Genomic DNA, 15,564 nt, shown 5'->3' on the forward strand with positions numbered 1-15,564 from the left:
CCTCGCGCACCGGCGCGGTTGACCTCAACCGAGGTTGAGCTTGCAGACTCGGACGCATGCGAGTCGTTGAAGTGACGAAGTACGGCGGTCCCGAGGTGCTGCGCGTGACGCGGACGCCTGAACCGGTGGCGGGCCCCGGGCAGGTGGTCATCGGGGTGTCGGTGGTGGACGTCATGTCCATCGACGCCCAGTTGCGCGCCGGGTGGGGGCGGGACTGGCTCCCCGCCGAGCCGCCGTTCGTGCCGGGCACCGGGGTGGCGGGGCTGGTGGTGTCCGTGGGTGACGGGGTGGACACCTCCTGGATGGGACGGCGGGTCGCGGCGCTGCTGCCCGGTGGGGGTGCGTACGCCGAGCGGGCCGTCGCCGGCGTGGAGACCCTCGTGGAGGTGCCCGACGAGGTGTCGTCGCGGCAGGCGGCGGCGTTGCTCCAGGTGGGGCCGGCCGCGCTGAGCCTGGTGGGCGCGGCTGAGTTGAAGCCCGGCGCCAAGGTGCTGGTCACGGGGGGCGGTGGGGCGCTGGGGCTGGCCGTCGTACGGCTGGCGCGGGCGGCCGGCGCCCACGTGACGGCGGCGGCGCACGACCCGGCCAAGCGTCGTGCGGCTTCTGCCGCGGGGGCTGACGTCGTCATCGGCTATCAGGAGTTCGCGGGGCCGGTCGAGGTGGTCTTCGACGGCGTCGGTGGCGAGGTGGGCGGGGCCGCGTTCGAGCTGCTGGGGCCGGGCGGGCGGTTCTTCGCCTACGGGGTGCCCAGCGGGTCGGTCGCGCTGATCGACCCGGCGGAGGCCGCGCGGCGCGGGGTGCGGGTCGTCGGGATGGAGCAGGTCCAGTTCGCGCCGGACACGTTCAGGGAGCTCGCCGGGCAGGCGCTGCGGGAGGCGGCGGCCGGGCGGCTGGTGGCCGAGATCGGGCTGGAGGTCCCGCTGGAGCGCGCCGCCGAGGCGCACGCCGCCCTGGAGGGCCGCAGGCTGGTGGGCAAGGCGTTGCTGCTGGTCTCCGATCAACATGGGGACGCCATCGCGGCACCATCCTTGCCGCGATAGCCGTCACACTGGTTCTCATGCTCGACACCTCGGCCCGTCTGCTCAAGCTCCTGTCCCTGCTCCAGGCCCACCGCGACTGGCCGGGCCCCGAGCTGGCCACGCGGCTCGGGGTGTCGACGCGGACGATCCGCAACGACGTCGAGCGGCTGCGGTCGCTCGGTTACCCCGTGCACGCCACCCCGGGCGTGGCGGGCGGGTACCGGCTGGGGGCGGGGGCGGCGCTGCCGCCGCTGCTGCTGGACGACGAGGAGGCGGTGGCGGTCGCGGTCGGGCTGGGGCGGGCGGCCGGGGGCGGCGTCGAAGGGATCGAGGAGACGTCGGTACGCGCGCTGGCCAAGCTGGAGCAGGTGCTGCCGGCGAAGCTGCGGCGGCGGGTGAGCGCGCTCAACGCGTACACGGTGCAGATCCCGGGGACGGCGCCGCAGGTGGCGCCCGAGGTGCTGACGACGATCGCGAACGCCGCCCGCGACCACGAGCGGCTGCGGTTCGACTACGCCGGCCACGACGGCGAGGAGAGCGTGCGCGACGTCGAGCCGCACCGGCTGGTGCACCGGCGGGGACGCTGGTACCTGGTCGGCTACGACGTGGACCGGCGGGACTGGCGCACGTTCCGGGTGGACAGGGTGCGCCCGCGCACGCCGTCAGGCCCCCGGTTCGCACCGAGGGAGCTGCCGGGCGACGGCGACGTGGCGGCGTACGTGGAACGAGGGGTGAGCACGGCGATGCAGCGGCACCACGCGAAGGTGCTGCTGCGGGCGTCCGCCGAGCACATGCGGTCGCTGCGGCTGCCCCTGGACGTCGAGCCGGTGGACGCGGACACCTGCGTGGTCCGTTTGGGCGGCGACGACCTGCGGGGCATCGCGGTGTGGATCGGGTTCATCGGCGTGGACTTCGAGGTGCTCGACCCGCCGGAGCTGGCCCAGCACGTGCTGGAGCTGGCGGACCGCTACCGGCGGGCGGGAAGAGCGGGCGGTGAGAGGCAGGCGGGCGATCAGGAACGGGAGGCGAGGTAGTCCTCGCGGACCTTCGAGCGCGACAGCTTGCCGGTCGGCGTCCGCGGCAGCACCTCCCGGTATTCGAGCACCCTGGGCTGCTTGAACCGGGCGATGCGCGGCCCGCAGTGCTCCAGCAGCTCGGCCGTCAGCGCCGGCCCCGGCTCGACGCCGGCGGCGGGCTGGACGAGCGCGACCACGATGTGCCCCCACTCCTCGTCGGGCACCCCGATGACGGCCACGTCGGCGACGGCGGGATGGTCGAGCAGCGCCGCCTCGATCTCGGCGGGGTAGATGTTCACCCCGCCGGAGACGATCAGGTCGGTACGCCGGTCGCACAGGAACAGGTAGCCGTCGTCGTCGAAGTAGCCGATGTCGCCGGGGGTGTACCACTCCCCCAGCATGCTGGCGGCCGTCTTGCCGGGATCCTTGCGGTACTCGAACGTCCCCATGCTGGACTTGACGTAGACCAGGCCGGGCGACCCGGGAGGCAGCTCGCCGCCGGACTCGTCGCAGATCTTCGCCTCGAACGTGGGCACCGGCCGGCCTACGGTGCCGGGCCTGGCCAGCCAGTCGTGCGGTTTGACGGCGAAGGCGATGGTGGACTCGGTCGAGCCGTAATACTCGTACAGGACCGGGCCCCACCAGTCCATGATCTGCTGCTTGACCGCGACGGGACAGGCGGCGGCGGTGTGGATGACCTGCCGCAGGCTGGACAGGTCGTAGCGGGCCCGCACCTCGTCGGGCAGCTGCAGCATCCGGTGGAACATGGTCGGCACCATCATGGCGTTGGCGATGCGGTGGCGGTCGATCAGCTCCAGGATGTCGACCGGGTCGAAGCGGGGCGCGATCACCACGGTGTGCCCGAGATGCAGCGCGAACTGGGCGTGCGCGCACGGCGCCGAGTGGTACATCGGCGAGGTGACCAGGTGCCGCGCGGCGCCCGGCTCGAGGTCGACGACCTCGCGGAGGAACCACACGTACAGCGGCACCATCGCCTCGGGCTCGGCTCCCGAGAGCGGGCGCTGCACGCCCTTGGGGAAGCCGGTGGTGCCGGAGGTGTACCACATGACGGCCCCGGAGGTGCGGTCAGCGGGCGCCTCGGCAGGTTGGCCCGCGGCCAGCCCGTCCGTCCCGATCTCGCCGCCCGGCACGGCGTGGCCGGGCCCGGTGACGACGACCTTGGCGTCGCAGTCCTTGAGGATGTACGCGATCTCCGCCTGGGTCAGGTGCCAGTTGATCGGCACGTAGTAGAGCCCGATCTGCCCGGTGGCCATGACCATGACCACCGCGTCGACGCCGTTGGGCAGCACGCCCGCGACGACGTCGCCGGTGCCGAGGCCGCGGGCGCGCAGGCCGTGGGAGACCTGGTTGACGCGGGCGAGCAGCTCGCCGTAGGTGGTGCGGGTGCCGTCGGCGTCGATCACGGCGAGGCGGCCGGGGTCGGCGGCGGCGATGGCGTAGAAGCCGGGTAGGCCGCTGATGTCCATCTAGAGCTCCAGGAGGTCGGCGAGCCTGGCGCGGTGGATGCGGGGCGGGCCGAGCAGCACCTCGTCGGCCTTGGCCCTTTTGTAGAACAGGTGGGCGTCGTGCTCCCAGGTGTAGCCGATGCCGCCGTGCAGCAGCAGGTGGTCGCGGGCCACCTCGAAGCAGGCCCGGCCGACGTACGCCTGGGCGAGCGCGGCCGCCTCGGGCAGGTCGGCGGGCGACTCGTCGGCGGCCCACGCGGCGTACCTGACGATCGACTCGGCCTGTTCGAGCTTGGCGTGCATGTCGGCGAGCTTGTGCTTGACGCCCTGGTAGGAGCCGATGTACCGGCCGAACGCGACGCGGATCTTGGCGTAGGCCACGATGGCGTCGAGCGCGGCGCGCATCACGCCGAGTTGCTCGGCGGCCAGCGCCACGCACATCCGCTCGGTGACGCCGCTCTCGGGCGCGGGCCCGAGCAGGCGGGCGGGGGCGCCGTCGAGCACCACGTCGGCCTGGCCGCGGGTGAGGTCGAGCGTCTCCAGCGCGGTCCTGGTGACGCCGGGACCGGCCAGCTCGACGGCCAGCAGCACGGGCCCGTCGGCGGTGGCCGCGGGCACGACCAGCACGCCGGCCTCCATGCCGGACAGCACCTGGGGCAGCCGGCCGGAGGCGGTGGCGCCGTCGTAGGAGACCTCGGCGGAGTGGACGGTGGCGGCGACGCGGCCCTCGGCGATGCCGGCCAGCAGTTCCTTGTCGGGCACCCGGCCGAGCGTGATGGCGGCGAACGCGGTGGCGAGGAAGGGGCCGGGCAGCAGGGCCGCGCCGGTCTCCTCCAGCGCGACGGCCAGCTCGCTCAGCCCGGCGCCCGCGCCGCCGTACTCCTCGGGGACGATCAGGCCGGACAGGCCGAGCTCGCCGTTGAGCCGCGCGTAGACCTGCGGGTCGTACCCCTCGCGGGCCTTGGGGAGCGGGGAGGCGGCGCCGAGGAAGGCGCGTACGGCCGCGCGCAGCTCCTGTTGTTCGGTGCTGAGTACGAGCTTCACCCCTGCGTCCCCACCTTCAGGTCCTTGAACGGCACGGTCTTGTCCACGCGCGGCTCCGGCGGCAGGCCGAGCACGCGGTCGCCGATGATGTTGCGCATGATCTCGTTGGTGCCGCCGCCCAGCGCCATGCCGGGGGCCATGGAGATCGCGCGGGCGAGCGGGTGGCCGGCCAGCGTGGCTTCGGGGCCGACGAGCCGGGTGGCGAGGTCGGCCTGGAACTGGGTCAGCTCGGCGAGCAGCAGCTTGGCGGCGCTGCCGCGGGCGCCGGGGAAGACGCCGGCCCTGGTCTCCTGTGACAACCGCTCGTTGAACAGCTCGAGCGCGCGGCTGCGGATGTGCAGCTCGACGAGCTCGTCGCGGACCAGCGGGTCGGCGGTGTCGACCTGCCTGCGCAGCGCGTCGAGCGCGGCCGGGTTCTCCTTCTGGCCGCTCATGCCGACGCCCGCCGAGATCGACAGCCGCTCGTGCAGCAGCGTCGTGACAGCCACGCTCCAGCCGTCGTTGACCTCGCCGACGCGGTGCTCGTCGGGGATCGGCACGGCGTCGAAGAAGATCTCGTTGAAGTTGGCCCGGCCCGACATGTCCTTCAGCGGCCTGACCGTCACGCCGGGGTGGTGCATGTCCACCACGAACATGGTCAGGCCCTTGTGCTTGGGCCGGTCGACGTCGGTGCGGGCGAGCAGCAGGCCCCAGTCGGCGTGGTGGGCGACGGAGGTCCACACCTTCTGGCCGTCGATGATCCAGTGGTCGCCGTCGCGTACGGCCCTGGTCTGCAGGCTGGCCACGTCGCTGCCGGCGCCAGGCTCGGAGAAGAGCTGGCACCAGATCTCCTCGCCGCGCAGCAGCGGCCGGACGAACCGCTCACGCAGGGCGTCGCTTCCCCGGTCGACGATCGTCGGCCCGGTCATGCCGAGACCGATCGAGAAGACGTAGGTGGGCAGGGTGAAGTCGCGGGCCTCCTCGGCGAACACCCGCTCCTCCGCCTGCGTCAGGCCCTGGCCGCCCCACTGCTTCGGCCAGCTGATGCCGGAGTAGCCGGCGTCGTACAGCTTGGCCATGAACTCCTTGGCGCGGGGGATCCCGTCGGCCTCCGGGTAGTCGTCGGTCGGTGCGTTCTCCTGCAGCCAGCTTCTGGCCGCACGCCGATACTCAGCAAGGTTCACTTCGACTCCTCGGCATCAGTGCTCACTTACTCTAGTCAGCTCGCCCCGGCACGCATAGAGCATTGCTCTGGTGGGTGCCGGGGTGATTCGTCATGGAATCTCCGATGATTCGAGGAGAAGCCGCCCAATGTGATCACCTGACCTGCAGGGGGATGGGTGTGATCGTACGGCCGGGCCGATCCATACGCGCGAGACTGGCGCTGCTCGCCAGCGTGGCCATGACGCTGCTGTGCGTCGCCGCCGCCGCGCTGCTGCTCTGGGCCACCCGCACCACGATCGTGGACATCAGGACCCGCGAGGTCGTCAGCACCGCCCTGCGCGTGGTGTACCTCATCAAGGACCACGACCTGCCCCGCGTGACCTCGATCGACCTCGACGGGCTGCAGGTCGTCGACGCCTCAGGGCAGGTGGTCTCCTCGACGTCCAACCTGGCCGGGTCGCCGCGCCTGATCCGCACGGTCCCCGAGGACGACAAGGCCACCCGCATCGGTACGATGTGCGACCGGCCCGAGTTCGCCGGCGACTGCCAGATCGTGGTGTCCTTCCGCGCCTACGAGCCGGACGGCGACTGGATCGTCTACGCCTTCGGCCCGCTGCCGCCCTGGTACGTCAGCCCCGCCGCGATCACGTTCCTGACCCTGTTCACCGTGGTGCTGGTGGCGCTGACCTGGTTCGGCGTCTCGCGGGTGGTGGCGGGGACGCTGGCGCCCGTCCAGGCACCGAGCGGCTGGCGGAGATCACCGGCGGCGACGGGTCGTTGCGCCTGCCCGTGCCCGACAGGGCCGACGAGATCAGAGGGCTGGCCGAGACCGCGAACCAGACGCTCGAACGCCTGGAGTCCGCGCTTGAGCAGCAGCGCCGCTTCGCCTCCGACGCCTCCCACGACCTGCGCAGCCCGATCACGGCCATGCGGACCGAGCTGGAGATGGCGATGCTCGCGCCCGAGGAGACCGACTGGCGCGAGACCGGCGCGAAGCTGCTGGCCGGCCTCGACCGGCTGCAGAACATCGTCACCGACCTGCTGACGCTGGCCCGGCTCGACGCGGGCGAGCCGGGCACGCTGGAGCCGGTGGACCTGGGCGAGCTGGTCTCCTGCGAGAGCGCGACGCCGCGCTCGAAGCAGGTGGTCACCTCGCTGGAGCCGGGCGTCGTGGTCACGGGCGACCGCCACCGGCTGGCCCGCCTGCTGACGAACCTGCTGGACAACGCCGAGCGGCACGCCGAGAGCACGATCCCACGGAACGCTGCGGATCGAGGACTCGGAGACGGGTGCCCGTTTCGTCCTTCGCCTGCCCAAAGCCAGCGGCTGAGACGGTTTTCCGACCCCACCGAAAGGTGTTCGGTACCCCCAACTACCATGATCACCATGAACGGGACTGTGTGTACGTATCGGGGCTCCATGTAACCAGAAGGACTGACGTCCGTTTTGTCCTATAAATACTAGTGATCAGAAGTTAGAGTTACCCGCTGTGACAACTGGTTTCAGCCGATTACGGCGCGAGGATTTGCTGAAGACGGCCTGCGAGGTGATCGCGGAGCAAGGTTTCGGGCACACCAGGACCCTGGACATCGCCAGGGCCGCCGGAGTCAGCCAGGCCCTGCTCTTCTACCACTTCGAGACCAAGGAGCGGCTGTTCGCGCAGGCATTCGGCTATGCGGCACGCGTGCACCTCGAGGCGCTCGCCGACGTCGAACGTTCCTCCGGCACGCCGCTCGAGCGCCTGCGCTCGCTGCTACGGCTCTGCTCGCCGGCGATTCCCACGGAGGGCTGGCGGCTCTGGATCGACGCCTGGTCCGAGGCGATGCGCAGCACCGAGCTGGAGGAGATCTCCCGGCGCATCGACGCCAGGGGGCGCACGCTGATGCGCACGATCATCGAGGCGGGCGTGGTGAGCGGCGACTTCGACTGCGACGATCCCGACTCGGCGACGTGGCGGCTGTTCGCCCTGATCGACGGCCTCGCGGTGCAGACGCACACGCATCCCAAGGTGTTGTCACGGCGGCGGGTCAACGTGCTCATCCGTACGGCGGCGGCCAAGGAGCTGGGGGTGGACGCGGAAAACCTGTGACCCTCACCTTCCCAGGCTTATTGGATGCTTCGTACAATTACTGGGCGAGGAGAGGAGTGCAGCGATGACGTCCGCACCACGCTCTACCGCCTCCCAGGAACACGACGAGCACGTCGGCGACGGCGGCGCCTACCGCGCGGTCATCGAACGCCTCTCGAAGGCGTCCGTCGACAAGCACTGGGAGCCCTACCGCGACATCCCGTGGGACGACCCGGAGTTCCACGTGGACCCGTCCGATCCGCGCTGGGAGCTGCCAGGGGTCGACCGGCTGGGCGGCCACCCCTGGTACCGCGCCCAGCCCCCCGAGGTGCGCGCGCGGATCGGGCTGTGGCGGGTGGCCACCGCCATGAAGATCGGCCTGCAGTTCGAGAACCTGCTCAAGCGCGGGCTGCTCAACTACGCCTACCGGCTGCCCAACGGGTCACCCGAGTTCCGGTACGTCTACCACGAGACCATCGAAGAGGGACATCACGGGATGATGTTCCAGGAGTTCGTGAACCGTACCGGGATGCCGATCCGCGGCATGCCGCGCCCGCTGTCGGCCGTAGCGCAGGTCGCGCCCTGGATCCCGCTGGTCTCGACCGAGCTGTTCTTCGTGTTCGTGCTCGGCGGCGAGGACCCGATCGACCACGTCCAGCGCAGGGTGCTCAAGGACGGCAGGCCGCACCATCCGCTGGAGGAGACCATCATGCGCATCCACGTCGCGGAGGAGGCCAGGCACATCTCGTTCGCCCGGCACTACCTGCGCAACCGGGTGCCCAGGATGCCGGCGTACCGGCGGTTCCTGCTCGGCCTGTTCGCGCCCGTCGTGCTCGGCGTGATGGCGCGCATCATGCTCGCGCCGCCCGGGCCGATGATCCGGCGCTTCCGCATCCCCGCGAGCGTGGTCGCCGACGTCTATCTGCGCGACCCGGACGCCGGGCGCGAGATCCGCGACTCGGTGGCCCGCACGCGCGAGCTGTGCGCCGAGGTCGGGCTGGTCAACGCGGTCAGCAGGCGGGTCTGGAAGCTCATGGGGATCTGGGCGGACGCCGCGCCGTCACGACCTCGGTGACCGTCGTCAGGTCCCACCGGCCCGACGGGCGGTCGGCGAGCAGCGCGCGCCCGGCCTCCTCGGCGAACGCCTCCAGGCGGCCGCCGAGTGCGGCGGGCACGGTGTAGGGGTACGACAGCTGCGGGCCGACCACGGCCGTCACGTCGTACGTCAGCCGCTGCTCGAACCGCGCCCGGGCGAGCATCCTGAAAGGCGAGCCGCTCAGCACCGCCTCGCGCGGCTCGCCGGTCGCCTGGTAGCTGTTGCTCGCCGTGAACGTGTTGATGCCGGACGCGTCCCGCACCCGGCGCATCGCCGGCTCCCACGGCTGCTCCGGCTCGTCGGCGGCCGGGCCCACCAGCACCACGACGCCGTCTCGCGGCAGCAGCGCGTCCGGCTCGGCCAGCACCGCCCGCCGGTCCATCCAGTGGAAGGAGCGGCCCATCACCACGTGGTCGAACGCCGGCAGCTCGCCCAGCCGTGCCGAGTCGCCCGCCATCCAGCGCACGTTCGGCGAGCGCCGCGCCAGGCGCCTGCCCTCGGCCAGCATGCCGTGGTCGGGATCGACGGCCAGGACCTCGCGCACCCGTCCTGCCAGCGGGATCGCCAGCGTGCCTGGGCCGCAGCCGAGGTCCAGCACGGTGCTGTCCGCCCCGAACGCCGCCGCCAGGTGAGCGATCGCCGGCTCCGGTGGGCGGGTGCGGTATTTCGCGTAGGAGGGGGCCGCGCCGCCGAACAGGTCCGCCATGGGTGGGACCATATACAGGTTCATGACGAGGTTCGATGGAAGGTTTCGATCTGTGAGGCGGCTACTCACGGTCCTGCTGCTCGCCGTCGCGGCGACCGGGCTGCTCTGGTCCCCCGCGCGGGCGCACAACGTGCTCATCAGCAGCGACCCCAAGGACGGAGCCGCGTTGACGGCCGCGCCCGAGCGGGTGACGCTGGTGTTCGACCAGGCGGTGCGTCAGGGGTACGCGCAGGTGGGCGTCACGTCGGCGGACGGCGGCTCGTGGGCCGACGATGCCGCCTCGGTGGCGGCGGAACGGGTCACCGTCCAGGTCAAGCCGTTGCCCGCCGGGTCGTACGTGGTGGGCTACCGCATCCTGTCGGCCGACGGGCACCCGGTCACCGGGAAGATCTCCTTCACCGTGACGGGCGGCGGCGCCGCCGCGCCCGCCGCGCGGGAGACGGCCGGCGGCGCCGACGCCGCGGCGGCCGAGGCGGCGGCCAACGGCGGCGCCGGGATGGCCGTGCTGTGGGTCCTGGGCGCCCTGATCGTCCTGGCCGCGGGCACCATCGTCGCCCTCCGCCGCTCGACCCCCGCATCCCCTGCCACCTCCCCCGCAGTCCCCGCACCCCCTGCGGCTGTCCCCGCAGACTCCTCAGCCACCGCCGCGCTCGACTCCGCTGGCTCCTCCGGCTCCGAGGCCCCAGCCCCCACGGCGGGCGACGGTGGGCGTTCCGGTGAGAGGGGCCGGGCGTGAGTGTGATCGCTCCCCCGCTGCCGCAGACGCGGAAGGTCGGCGGGCGGCTGGTCGCCGGGGCGTTCGGGGTGTGCGCGGTCGTCGCGGCCGTGGCGGCCAGTTCGCTGACGGCGCAGGAGTCCGTGCCGGGCATCCCCATGCCGGGGCCCGTCGTGGAGATCGGCCTGCCCCTCGTCAGGGCGCTGCTCGACATCGCGGCCGTGGCCGTGGTCGGGCTCAGCCTGCTGCCCAAGCTGCTCGGCTTCAACGCGCCAGAGCGTACCGAGCCGGTCCTGGTGCGGGTGCGCCCGCTGGCGGTGGTGGCCGCGTGGGCGTGGGCGATCTGCGCGCTGCTCACGATCGTCTTCCAGACGGCCGAGCTCAACCCCGGCGTGGTGCCGACGTTCGGGATGATCGCGAGCTACGTCGACACCGTCGGCACGGGTCAGGGCCTGCTGTTCAGCGCCGCGTGCGCGCTGGCGGCGGCCGGGATCGGGCTGATGGCGGTGCGGTTCGGCGAGAAGGTGCCGGCCGAGCTGCGGGTGATCGTGGGGCTGTTCGGGCTGCTGCCGATCCCGGTCACCGGCCACGCCGTCAACTCGATCTGGCACGACCCCATCATGATCTCGATGGAGGTCCACGTGATGGGCGCGGCGGCGTGGACCGGCGGGCTGGTCGTCACGGCCGCCTTCCTCGCCCCGCACCGCGACCTGCTGGCGGTGGCGCTGCCGAGGTTCTCCAGGATCGCCACCGTGTGCCTGCTCCTGGTGGCGCTGTCGGGCCTGATCACGGGGCTCGGCACGATGGCGCTCACGCCCGGCGTGACGCTGCCCGGCGCGATCGTGACCAGCCACTACGGCCTGCTGGTCGTGGTCAAGGCGGCGCTGGTGGCGCTGCTGGTGCCGCTGGCCGCGCACATCCGCTTCCGGCTGCTGCCCGCCATCAGGAGGGGGCAGGCCACCGCCCTGGTCGGGTGGACGGTGGCCGAGGTGAGCGTGATGGGCCTGGCGTACGGGGTGGCGGTGGCGATCACCCGCGCCTCGATCGCCTGACCGCTCCTCCTGCCCGGAACTTCACGCGGTGGCGGGAACCTCAGGTGGTGGCGGGAACCTCAGGTGGTGGCCGGAGCCGCCACCACCGGGGCGGGCGTCCCCACGGGTCGAGCCTTCCTGCGGCCGGTGAGGGCCTCGATCGCCAGCCAGGCGACGAGCAGGCCGATGCCGGCCCACACCGCCGACGACGTGGCGAGCGGGGGCGCTCCGAGCAGCCCCTCCTGGCCCTTCAGAGCGCCGTAGACCGGCCCCATGGCCGCGTTCTGCACCACGAGCGCGCCGTACGCGGCGGCGGTCGCGACGACCGTGCCCAGCACCGCCCGCACGTACGGCATCCGCACCAGGAACGCGACGTCCACCAGCAACCCGGCCACGACCAGGAAGAACGGCAGCGCGGACGGCGGGAAGCCGGTGAAGGTGAGCAGCGGCCAGATCACGGTCCTGAACCCGACGTAGCCGGCCGCGACGAGCGTCGCCGCGCCGAACCTGCCGATCAGCCGCCTGGCCAGCACCAGCACCGACAGCCCGGCGACCACCGCGTAGACCGGATAGAGGTAGTCGGGTACCGGCAGCGTGAACCCGGCCATCATCTCCCTGTCGATCGGCCGGTTCATCTGGTCGGCCGCGAACTGGAGCAGGATGGGCTCGGCGTAGGTCGCCTTGTTGTCCCAGGCGCCGAGCGAGAGCACGCCGTACTCCTGGTGCTGCTCGGGGAAGTGCACGTTCTCCAGGAAGAACGCGAAGAAGGCGCCCAGCACGACCGTGCGCTCGCGCCCGGGTGGCGCGCCCATGAACCAGCCTCTGATCACGCCGGCGATCATGAAGAACGTTCCGACGTACAGCATGATGTGGGACGGGCTCCACGAGGTGATGTCGAGCCCGTTGACGCGGTGGTTGATCAGGTCGAGCGGCACCGCGACGAGGAAGATGCCGGTGCCCCACTGGATGAGCTTGAGCGCCTTCTTGTCGACGCCGTAGCCGGTGTAGCCGTGGATCAGGGTGAGGGCGACGGCGAGGGCGGTGCCGGCGGAGTTGAGCAGGTGGGGCGGCGCGAGGTCGTCACGCAGCCACTTGAAGTGCCAGGAGACGTCCCAGGCCGAGCCGAGCAGCTTGAGCGTGAGCGCCACCAGCCAGCCGAAGTAGAGCACCCTGAACAGGTCGGGCGGTGTGTCGCGGCCTGCCTCGCCGCGGGTCCAGTAGGGCAGGGCCCACGCGGCGGCCTTCTTGAGCGATGCTGGAGACTTCACGGCAGAGAATCTTACGGTCAGCCGCCCGGAACGCCGCTCCCGGCCGGGCTCGCGGTCGCCCGCAGGGAGAACATCAGCGGGACCCTCGGCGCGCCGGCGGGCGGGCGGTAGCCGCCGTCGCGTTCCGTGTAGGTGTCGAAGCGGCGGAACAACGTGTGGTCGTGCTCGTGCAGGAACTCCAGGCGCAGGCCGGCGTTCGCGACCGCGGTGACGATCTCGCCCATGCCGTGCCTGAACTCCACGGACGTCTGGTGTTCGAGCACTTCCGGGCCGGTGTAGGTGTGCGGGTAGTCCCATACGTGGGGGCCGCGGTCGAAGTAGTCGTTGGTGACCTTCGTACCGGTTTCGTCGTCGAGGACCTCGGTGAACGGGTGGAAATCGGCGACATAGAGGAATCCGCCGGGTTTGAGCAGGCGGGCGACGGTCCCGGCCCAGCGGGTGAGGTCGGGCAGCCAGACGAGGGCTCCGATGCCGGTGTAGACGATGTCGTACGTCGCGCCGAGCGCCTCAGGAGCGTCGTACACGTCGGCCGTGACGAACCGCGCCGGGATGCCGCACTCCGCGGCGATGCGCTCGGCCTGGTCGATCGCGGCGTCGGACAGGTCGAGGCCGGTCACCTCCGCCCCCCGCCTGGCCCAGGAGAGGGTGTCGAGGCCGAAGTGGCACTGCAGGTGCACCAGGCTGCGGCCGGCCACCTCGCCCATCTCCTCGATCTCGAACGCGCGCAGCGGGCTGCGGCCCGACTTGAAGCCCGCGACGTCGTAGAAGGAGCTGGCGACGTGGACGGGGACACGCGCGTTCCAGTTGTCCCGGTTGATGCGCAGGTAGTCGGCCATGATCGTGATGATAGGCAGCCGATGGCCGGGTTCTCAGCACGTTTTCCTGGAGCTCAGGCGTACCGGAAGGTGCTTCAGTCCGTTCTGGAAGTTGGACGTGAGGCGGCGGGGCGGGCCGGCGAGTTCGACGTCCCACCTGAGCAGTTCCCTGAACACCGAACGGAGCTGGGCGCGGGCCAGGTGCGCGCCGAGACAGAAGTGCGGGCCGAAGCCGAAGCTGACGTGGTCGTTGGGGGTGCGGGCGATGTCGAAGCGGTCGGGGCCGGGGAAGACGGCCGGGTCGCGGTTGGCTGAGGCGTGGTAAACGACCACCTTCTCGCCCGCCCTGACCCGCTGCCCGCCCAGGGTGAGGTCGCGGGTCGCCGTACGCCTGAAGTGCATGACCGGCGGCCAGAAGCGCAGCATCTCCTCGACGGCGGAGTCGAGCAGCTCGGGGTGCGCGCGCAGGCGCTCCAGCTGGTCCGAGTGCTGGAGGAGGGTGAGCAGGCCGCCGGGGATGCCGTTGCGCAGGGTCTCGTTCCCGGCGACGGCGAACAGGAAGAACATGTTCTCGAACTCGGCCTCCGTCAGGCCGCCCTTCCGCATGGCGGACATGACGGACTCGTCGTCCACGGGGGCCTCCCCCAGCGCGTGCGCGTAGGCGAACATGTCGGCCAGGGCCGCCCGCGACCGCGGGTTGACGCCGGGCCGCGGCTCCGGCCTGGCCTTGACGGCGTGACGGCCCATGGGGGTCAGGGATGCGACGTCCGCCGTGGACAGGCCCGCGTAGTCGGCGTCCTGGTAGCCGATGACGCGCGACGCCCAGTCGTACAGCAGCCGCCTGTCCTGCGCGGGCACCCCCATGACGTGCGCCAGCGTCCAGACGGGCAGGTCGGCGGCCACCTCCACGAAATCGCACTCCCCCTCGCCGAACAGCGCCGCCGCCCGCCGCTCGATCGTCCGTTCCAGGGCGCGTACGGCGCGGGGCGTGAACGCCGCCGCCACGATCCTGCGCAGCCTGGAATGGCCTGGCGGGTCCATGTTCAACATCTGCACCTGGACGAACTCCAGGTCGGACGGGGTGTCGGGGTCGCGGATCTGGGTGGCGCCGAGGTAGGAGGAGAAGTCCTCCGGGGTACGCAGGACGTGCTTGACGTCGGCGTGCCGGAACACCGCCCAGTACCCGGCCCCCGCCCGCCACGGCCCCACCGGAGGCTCGGGGACGCGGCAGACGGGGCTCTCCTCACGCAGCCGGGCGAAGAGCTCGTACGGGACGGCCCGGTCGTAGGTGGAGGGCAGGAACACCTCGACCACATCACCGACAATCCCCGCCTCCGTCACCTGACACCGCCGGTCCCGCTCCCCTGGCCTCTGATCCGCCTCCGTCGCCTGGCGCCGCCGATCCCGCTCGCTCGGCCTCTGGTCCGCCTCCTCGGGCGTCGGGCGTCGGGGGCGTCGGTCCATCGGACCGTCGTCGTTCGCGGTCGACATGCGCATCCTCCCGGCTCGTCCACAGGCGTTCGCGGGGCGTGGCCCGTTGTCCACAGGTCGTGCGTGAGGCGGCCCGCCCGTCGTGTCCAGCGTGCATGATGTCCGCGTGACTCCAGAAGACGCAGAGGCGATCCTCCAGGAATACTTCGCCCCCTGGATCCGTCAGCTCGGGCTGCGCGTGGAGGAGGTCGGCGAGCGCCACGCGATCGTCCGCCTCCCCTGGTCCGACGACCTGGCGAGGGAGGGCGGCGGGCTGTGCGGCCAGGCCATGATGGCCGCCGCCGACACCGCCACGGTCGTCGCGATCTCGGCGGCGCGCGGCGGGTTCGTGCCGATGACGACGGTGCAGCAGTCCACCACGTTCCAGCGGCCGGTGGTCGGCGACGACGTGCTGATCGACGTCCGCATCACCAAGCTCGGACGCACGCTCGCCTTCTCCGAGATCACCTTGCGTGCGGCGAGCAGCTCAGAGACGGCCGCCCACGCCACAACCGTCTACGCACTCCTGGGGTGAGACCCGCCCAGGCCGTGGTCTGAGCGCTGCCGGCGTGTCCGTTCGCCCAGGCCAGGACCTACGCGCTGCCGACGTGACGATTCGTTCGGGTCAGGACCTGCGCGCTGCCGGCGTGAGCGTTCGCTCAGGTGGTGCAGGTTCGGGGCCTGGGCCGCGAGGGTTCGGGGCCTGG

16 protein-coding genes are annotated in these 15,564 nt (G+C 71.8%); 8 read left to right on the forward strand and 8 right to left on the reverse strand.

The window, feature by feature from the left end; translation table 11 throughout:
• Positions 1-56: 56 nt before the first annotated feature.
• Positions 57-1,040, forward strand: a complete 984-nt coding sequence (locus ACFFR3_RS26285; protein WP_379484005.1) for a zinc-binding dehydrogenase — start codon at positions 57-59, stop codon at positions 1,038-1,040.
• A gap of 17 nt (positions 1,041-1,057) precedes the next feature.
• Positions 1,058-2,053 carry a helix-turn-helix transcriptional regulator gene (locus ACFFR3_RS26290; protein WP_364363589.1) on the forward strand — a complete coding sequence of 332 codons (996 nt, stop codon included), beginning with the start codon at positions 1,058-1,060 and terminating at the stop codon, positions 2,051-2,053.
• Here ACFFR3_RS26290 and ACFFR3_RS26295 read toward each other — a convergent pair.
• The 4 genes from ACFFR3_RS26295 to ACFFR3_RS26310 form a co-directional block, all read right to left on the reverse strand.
• On the reverse strand, positions 2,032-3,522 hold the full coding sequence (locus tag ACFFR3_RS26295; RefSeq protein WP_379484006.1) for an AMP-binding protein: 1,491 nt from the start codon (positions 3,520-3,522) through the stop codon (positions 2,032-2,034). The genes ACFFR3_RS26290 and ACFFR3_RS26295 overlap by 22 nt on opposite strands.
• Entirely contained in the window at positions 3,523-4,545 is a 1,023-nt protein-coding gene (locus ACFFR3_RS26300; RefSeq protein WP_345387470.1) for an acyl-CoA dehydrogenase family protein, read from the reverse strand.
• Positions 4,542-5,708, reverse strand: coding sequence for an acyl-CoA dehydrogenase family protein (locus tag ACFFR3_RS26305; protein ID WP_345387472.1), 1,167 nt, complete (start codon positions 5,706-5,708; stop codon positions 4,542-4,544). The genes ACFFR3_RS26300 and ACFFR3_RS26305 overlap by 4 nt, the downstream gene beginning before the upstream one ends.
• 133 nt (positions 5,709-5,841) lie before the next feature.
• Entirely contained in the window at positions 5,842-6,195 is a 354-nt protein-coding gene (locus ACFFR3_RS26310) for a hypothetical protein (protein ID WP_379484007.1), read from the reverse strand.
• 270 nt (positions 6,196-6,465) lie between these two features.
• On the opposite strand from ACFFR3_RS26310, the gene ACFFR3_RS26315 reads away from it, so the two are divergent.
• From ACFFR3_RS26315 to ACFFR3_RS26325, 3 genes are all read left to right on the forward strand, one after another.
• Positions 6,466-7,113, forward strand: coding sequence for a sensor histidine kinase (locus ACFFR3_RS26315; protein ID WP_379484008.1), 648 nt, complete (start codon positions 6,466-6,468; stop codon positions 7,111-7,113).
• Positions 7,114-7,177: 64 nt separating this feature from the next.
• On the forward strand, positions 7,178-7,777 hold the full coding sequence (locus ACFFR3_RS26320; protein ID WP_345387478.1) for a TetR/AcrR family transcriptional regulator: 600 nt from the start codon (positions 7,178-7,180) through the stop codon (positions 7,775-7,777).
• 64 nt (positions 7,778-7,841) lie between these two features.
• Complete coding sequence (locus ACFFR3_RS26325; RefSeq protein ID WP_345387480.1) at positions 7,842-8,831, forward strand: AurF N-oxygenase family protein; 990 nt, start codon at positions 7,842-7,844, stop codon at positions 8,829-8,831.
• On the opposite strand, the gene ACFFR3_RS26330 is transcribed toward ACFFR3_RS26325, so the two are convergent.
• Entirely contained in the window at positions 8,788-9,558 is a 771-nt protein-coding gene (locus ACFFR3_RS26330) for a class I SAM-dependent methyltransferase (protein ID WP_345387482.1), read from the reverse strand. The genes ACFFR3_RS26325 and ACFFR3_RS26330 overlap by 44 nt on opposite strands.
• Positions 9,559-9,610: 52 nt before the next feature.
• Here ACFFR3_RS26330 and ACFFR3_RS26335 point away from each other — a divergent pair, with 52 nt between their 5' ends.
• Positions 9,611-10,294 carry a copper resistance CopC family protein gene (locus ACFFR3_RS26335; protein ID WP_379484009.1) on the forward strand — a complete coding sequence of 228 codons (684 nt, stop codon included), beginning with the start codon at positions 9,611-9,613 and terminating at the stop codon, positions 10,292-10,294.
• Positions 10,291-11,325 (forward strand): CopD family protein, encoded by a 1,035-nt coding sequence (locus ACFFR3_RS26340; protein WP_364363568.1) that lies wholly within the window; start codon positions 10,291-10,293, stop codon positions 11,323-11,325. Before ACFFR3_RS26335 ends, ACFFR3_RS26340 begins: the two co-directional genes overlap by 4 nt.
• A gap of 59 nt (positions 11,326-11,384) precedes the next feature.
• Here the strand turns inward: ACFFR3_RS26340 and ACFFR3_RS26345 are convergent, their stop codons facing one another.
• From ACFFR3_RS26345 to ACFFR3_RS26355, 3 genes are read right to left on the reverse strand one after another with little or no spacing between them, the layout of a single operon-like run.
• Complete coding sequence (locus ACFFR3_RS26345) at positions 11,385-12,572, reverse strand: hypothetical protein (RefSeq protein ID WP_364363565.1); 1,188 nt, start codon at positions 12,570-12,572, stop codon at positions 11,385-11,387.
• Positions 12,573-12,589: 17 nt separating this feature from the next.
• Positions 12,590-13,408, reverse strand: a complete 819-nt coding sequence (locus ACFFR3_RS26350; protein WP_364363562.1) for a class I SAM-dependent methyltransferase — start codon at positions 13,406-13,408, stop codon at positions 12,590-12,592.
• 33 nt (positions 13,409-13,441) lie between these two features.
• Complete coding sequence (locus tag ACFFR3_RS26355; RefSeq protein ID WP_379484010.1) at positions 13,442-14,701, reverse strand: cytochrome P450; 1,260 nt, start codon at positions 14,699-14,701, stop codon at positions 13,442-13,444.
• Positions 14,702-14,984: 283 nt separating this feature from the next.
• On the opposite strand from ACFFR3_RS26355, the gene ACFFR3_RS26360 reads away from it, so the two are divergent.
• Positions 14,985-15,392, forward strand: a complete 408-nt coding sequence (locus ACFFR3_RS26360; protein ID WP_379484011.1) for a PaaI family thioesterase — start codon at positions 14,985-14,987, stop codon at positions 15,390-15,392.
• The last annotated feature ends 172 nt before the right edge of the window (positions 15,393-15,564 follow it).

It is taken from the genome of Nonomuraea salmonea, from assembly GCF_042428605.1.
GTDB lineage: Bacteria > Actinomycetota > Actinomycetes > Streptosporangiales > Streptosporangiaceae > Nonomuraea > Nonomuraea salmonea.

Excerpts from the sequence above, each read along its gene's own strand:
- ACFFR3_RS26285 (WP_379484005.1), top strand. The coding sequence starts at position 57 with ATGCGAGTCGTTGAAGTGACGAAGTACGGCGGTCCCGAGGTGCTGCGC.
- ACFFR3_RS26290 (WP_364363589.1), top strand. The coding sequence starts at position 1,058 with ATGCTCGACACCTCGGCCCGTCTGCTCAAGCTCCTGTCCCTGCTCCAG.
- ACFFR3_RS26295 (WP_379484006.1), bottom strand. The coding sequence starts at position 3,522 with ATGGACATCAGCGGCCTACCCGGCTTCTACGCCATCGCCGCCGCCGAC.
- ACFFR3_RS26310 (WP_379484007.1), bottom strand. The coding sequence starts at position 6,195 with ATGCGGGTGGCCTTGTCGTCCTCGGGGACCGTGCGGATCAGGCGCGGC.
- ACFFR3_RS26325 (WP_345387480.1), top strand. The coding sequence starts at position 7,842 with ATGACGTCCGCACCACGCTCTACCGCCTCCCAGGAACACGACGAGCAC.
- ACFFR3_RS26330 (WP_345387482.1), bottom strand. The coding sequence starts at position 9,558 with ATGGCGGACCTGTTCGGCGGCGCGGCCCCCTCCTACGCGAAATACCGC.
- ACFFR3_RS26350 (WP_364363562.1), bottom strand. The coding sequence starts at position 13,408 with ATGGCCGACTACCTGCGCATCAACCGGGACAACTGGAACGCGCGTGTC.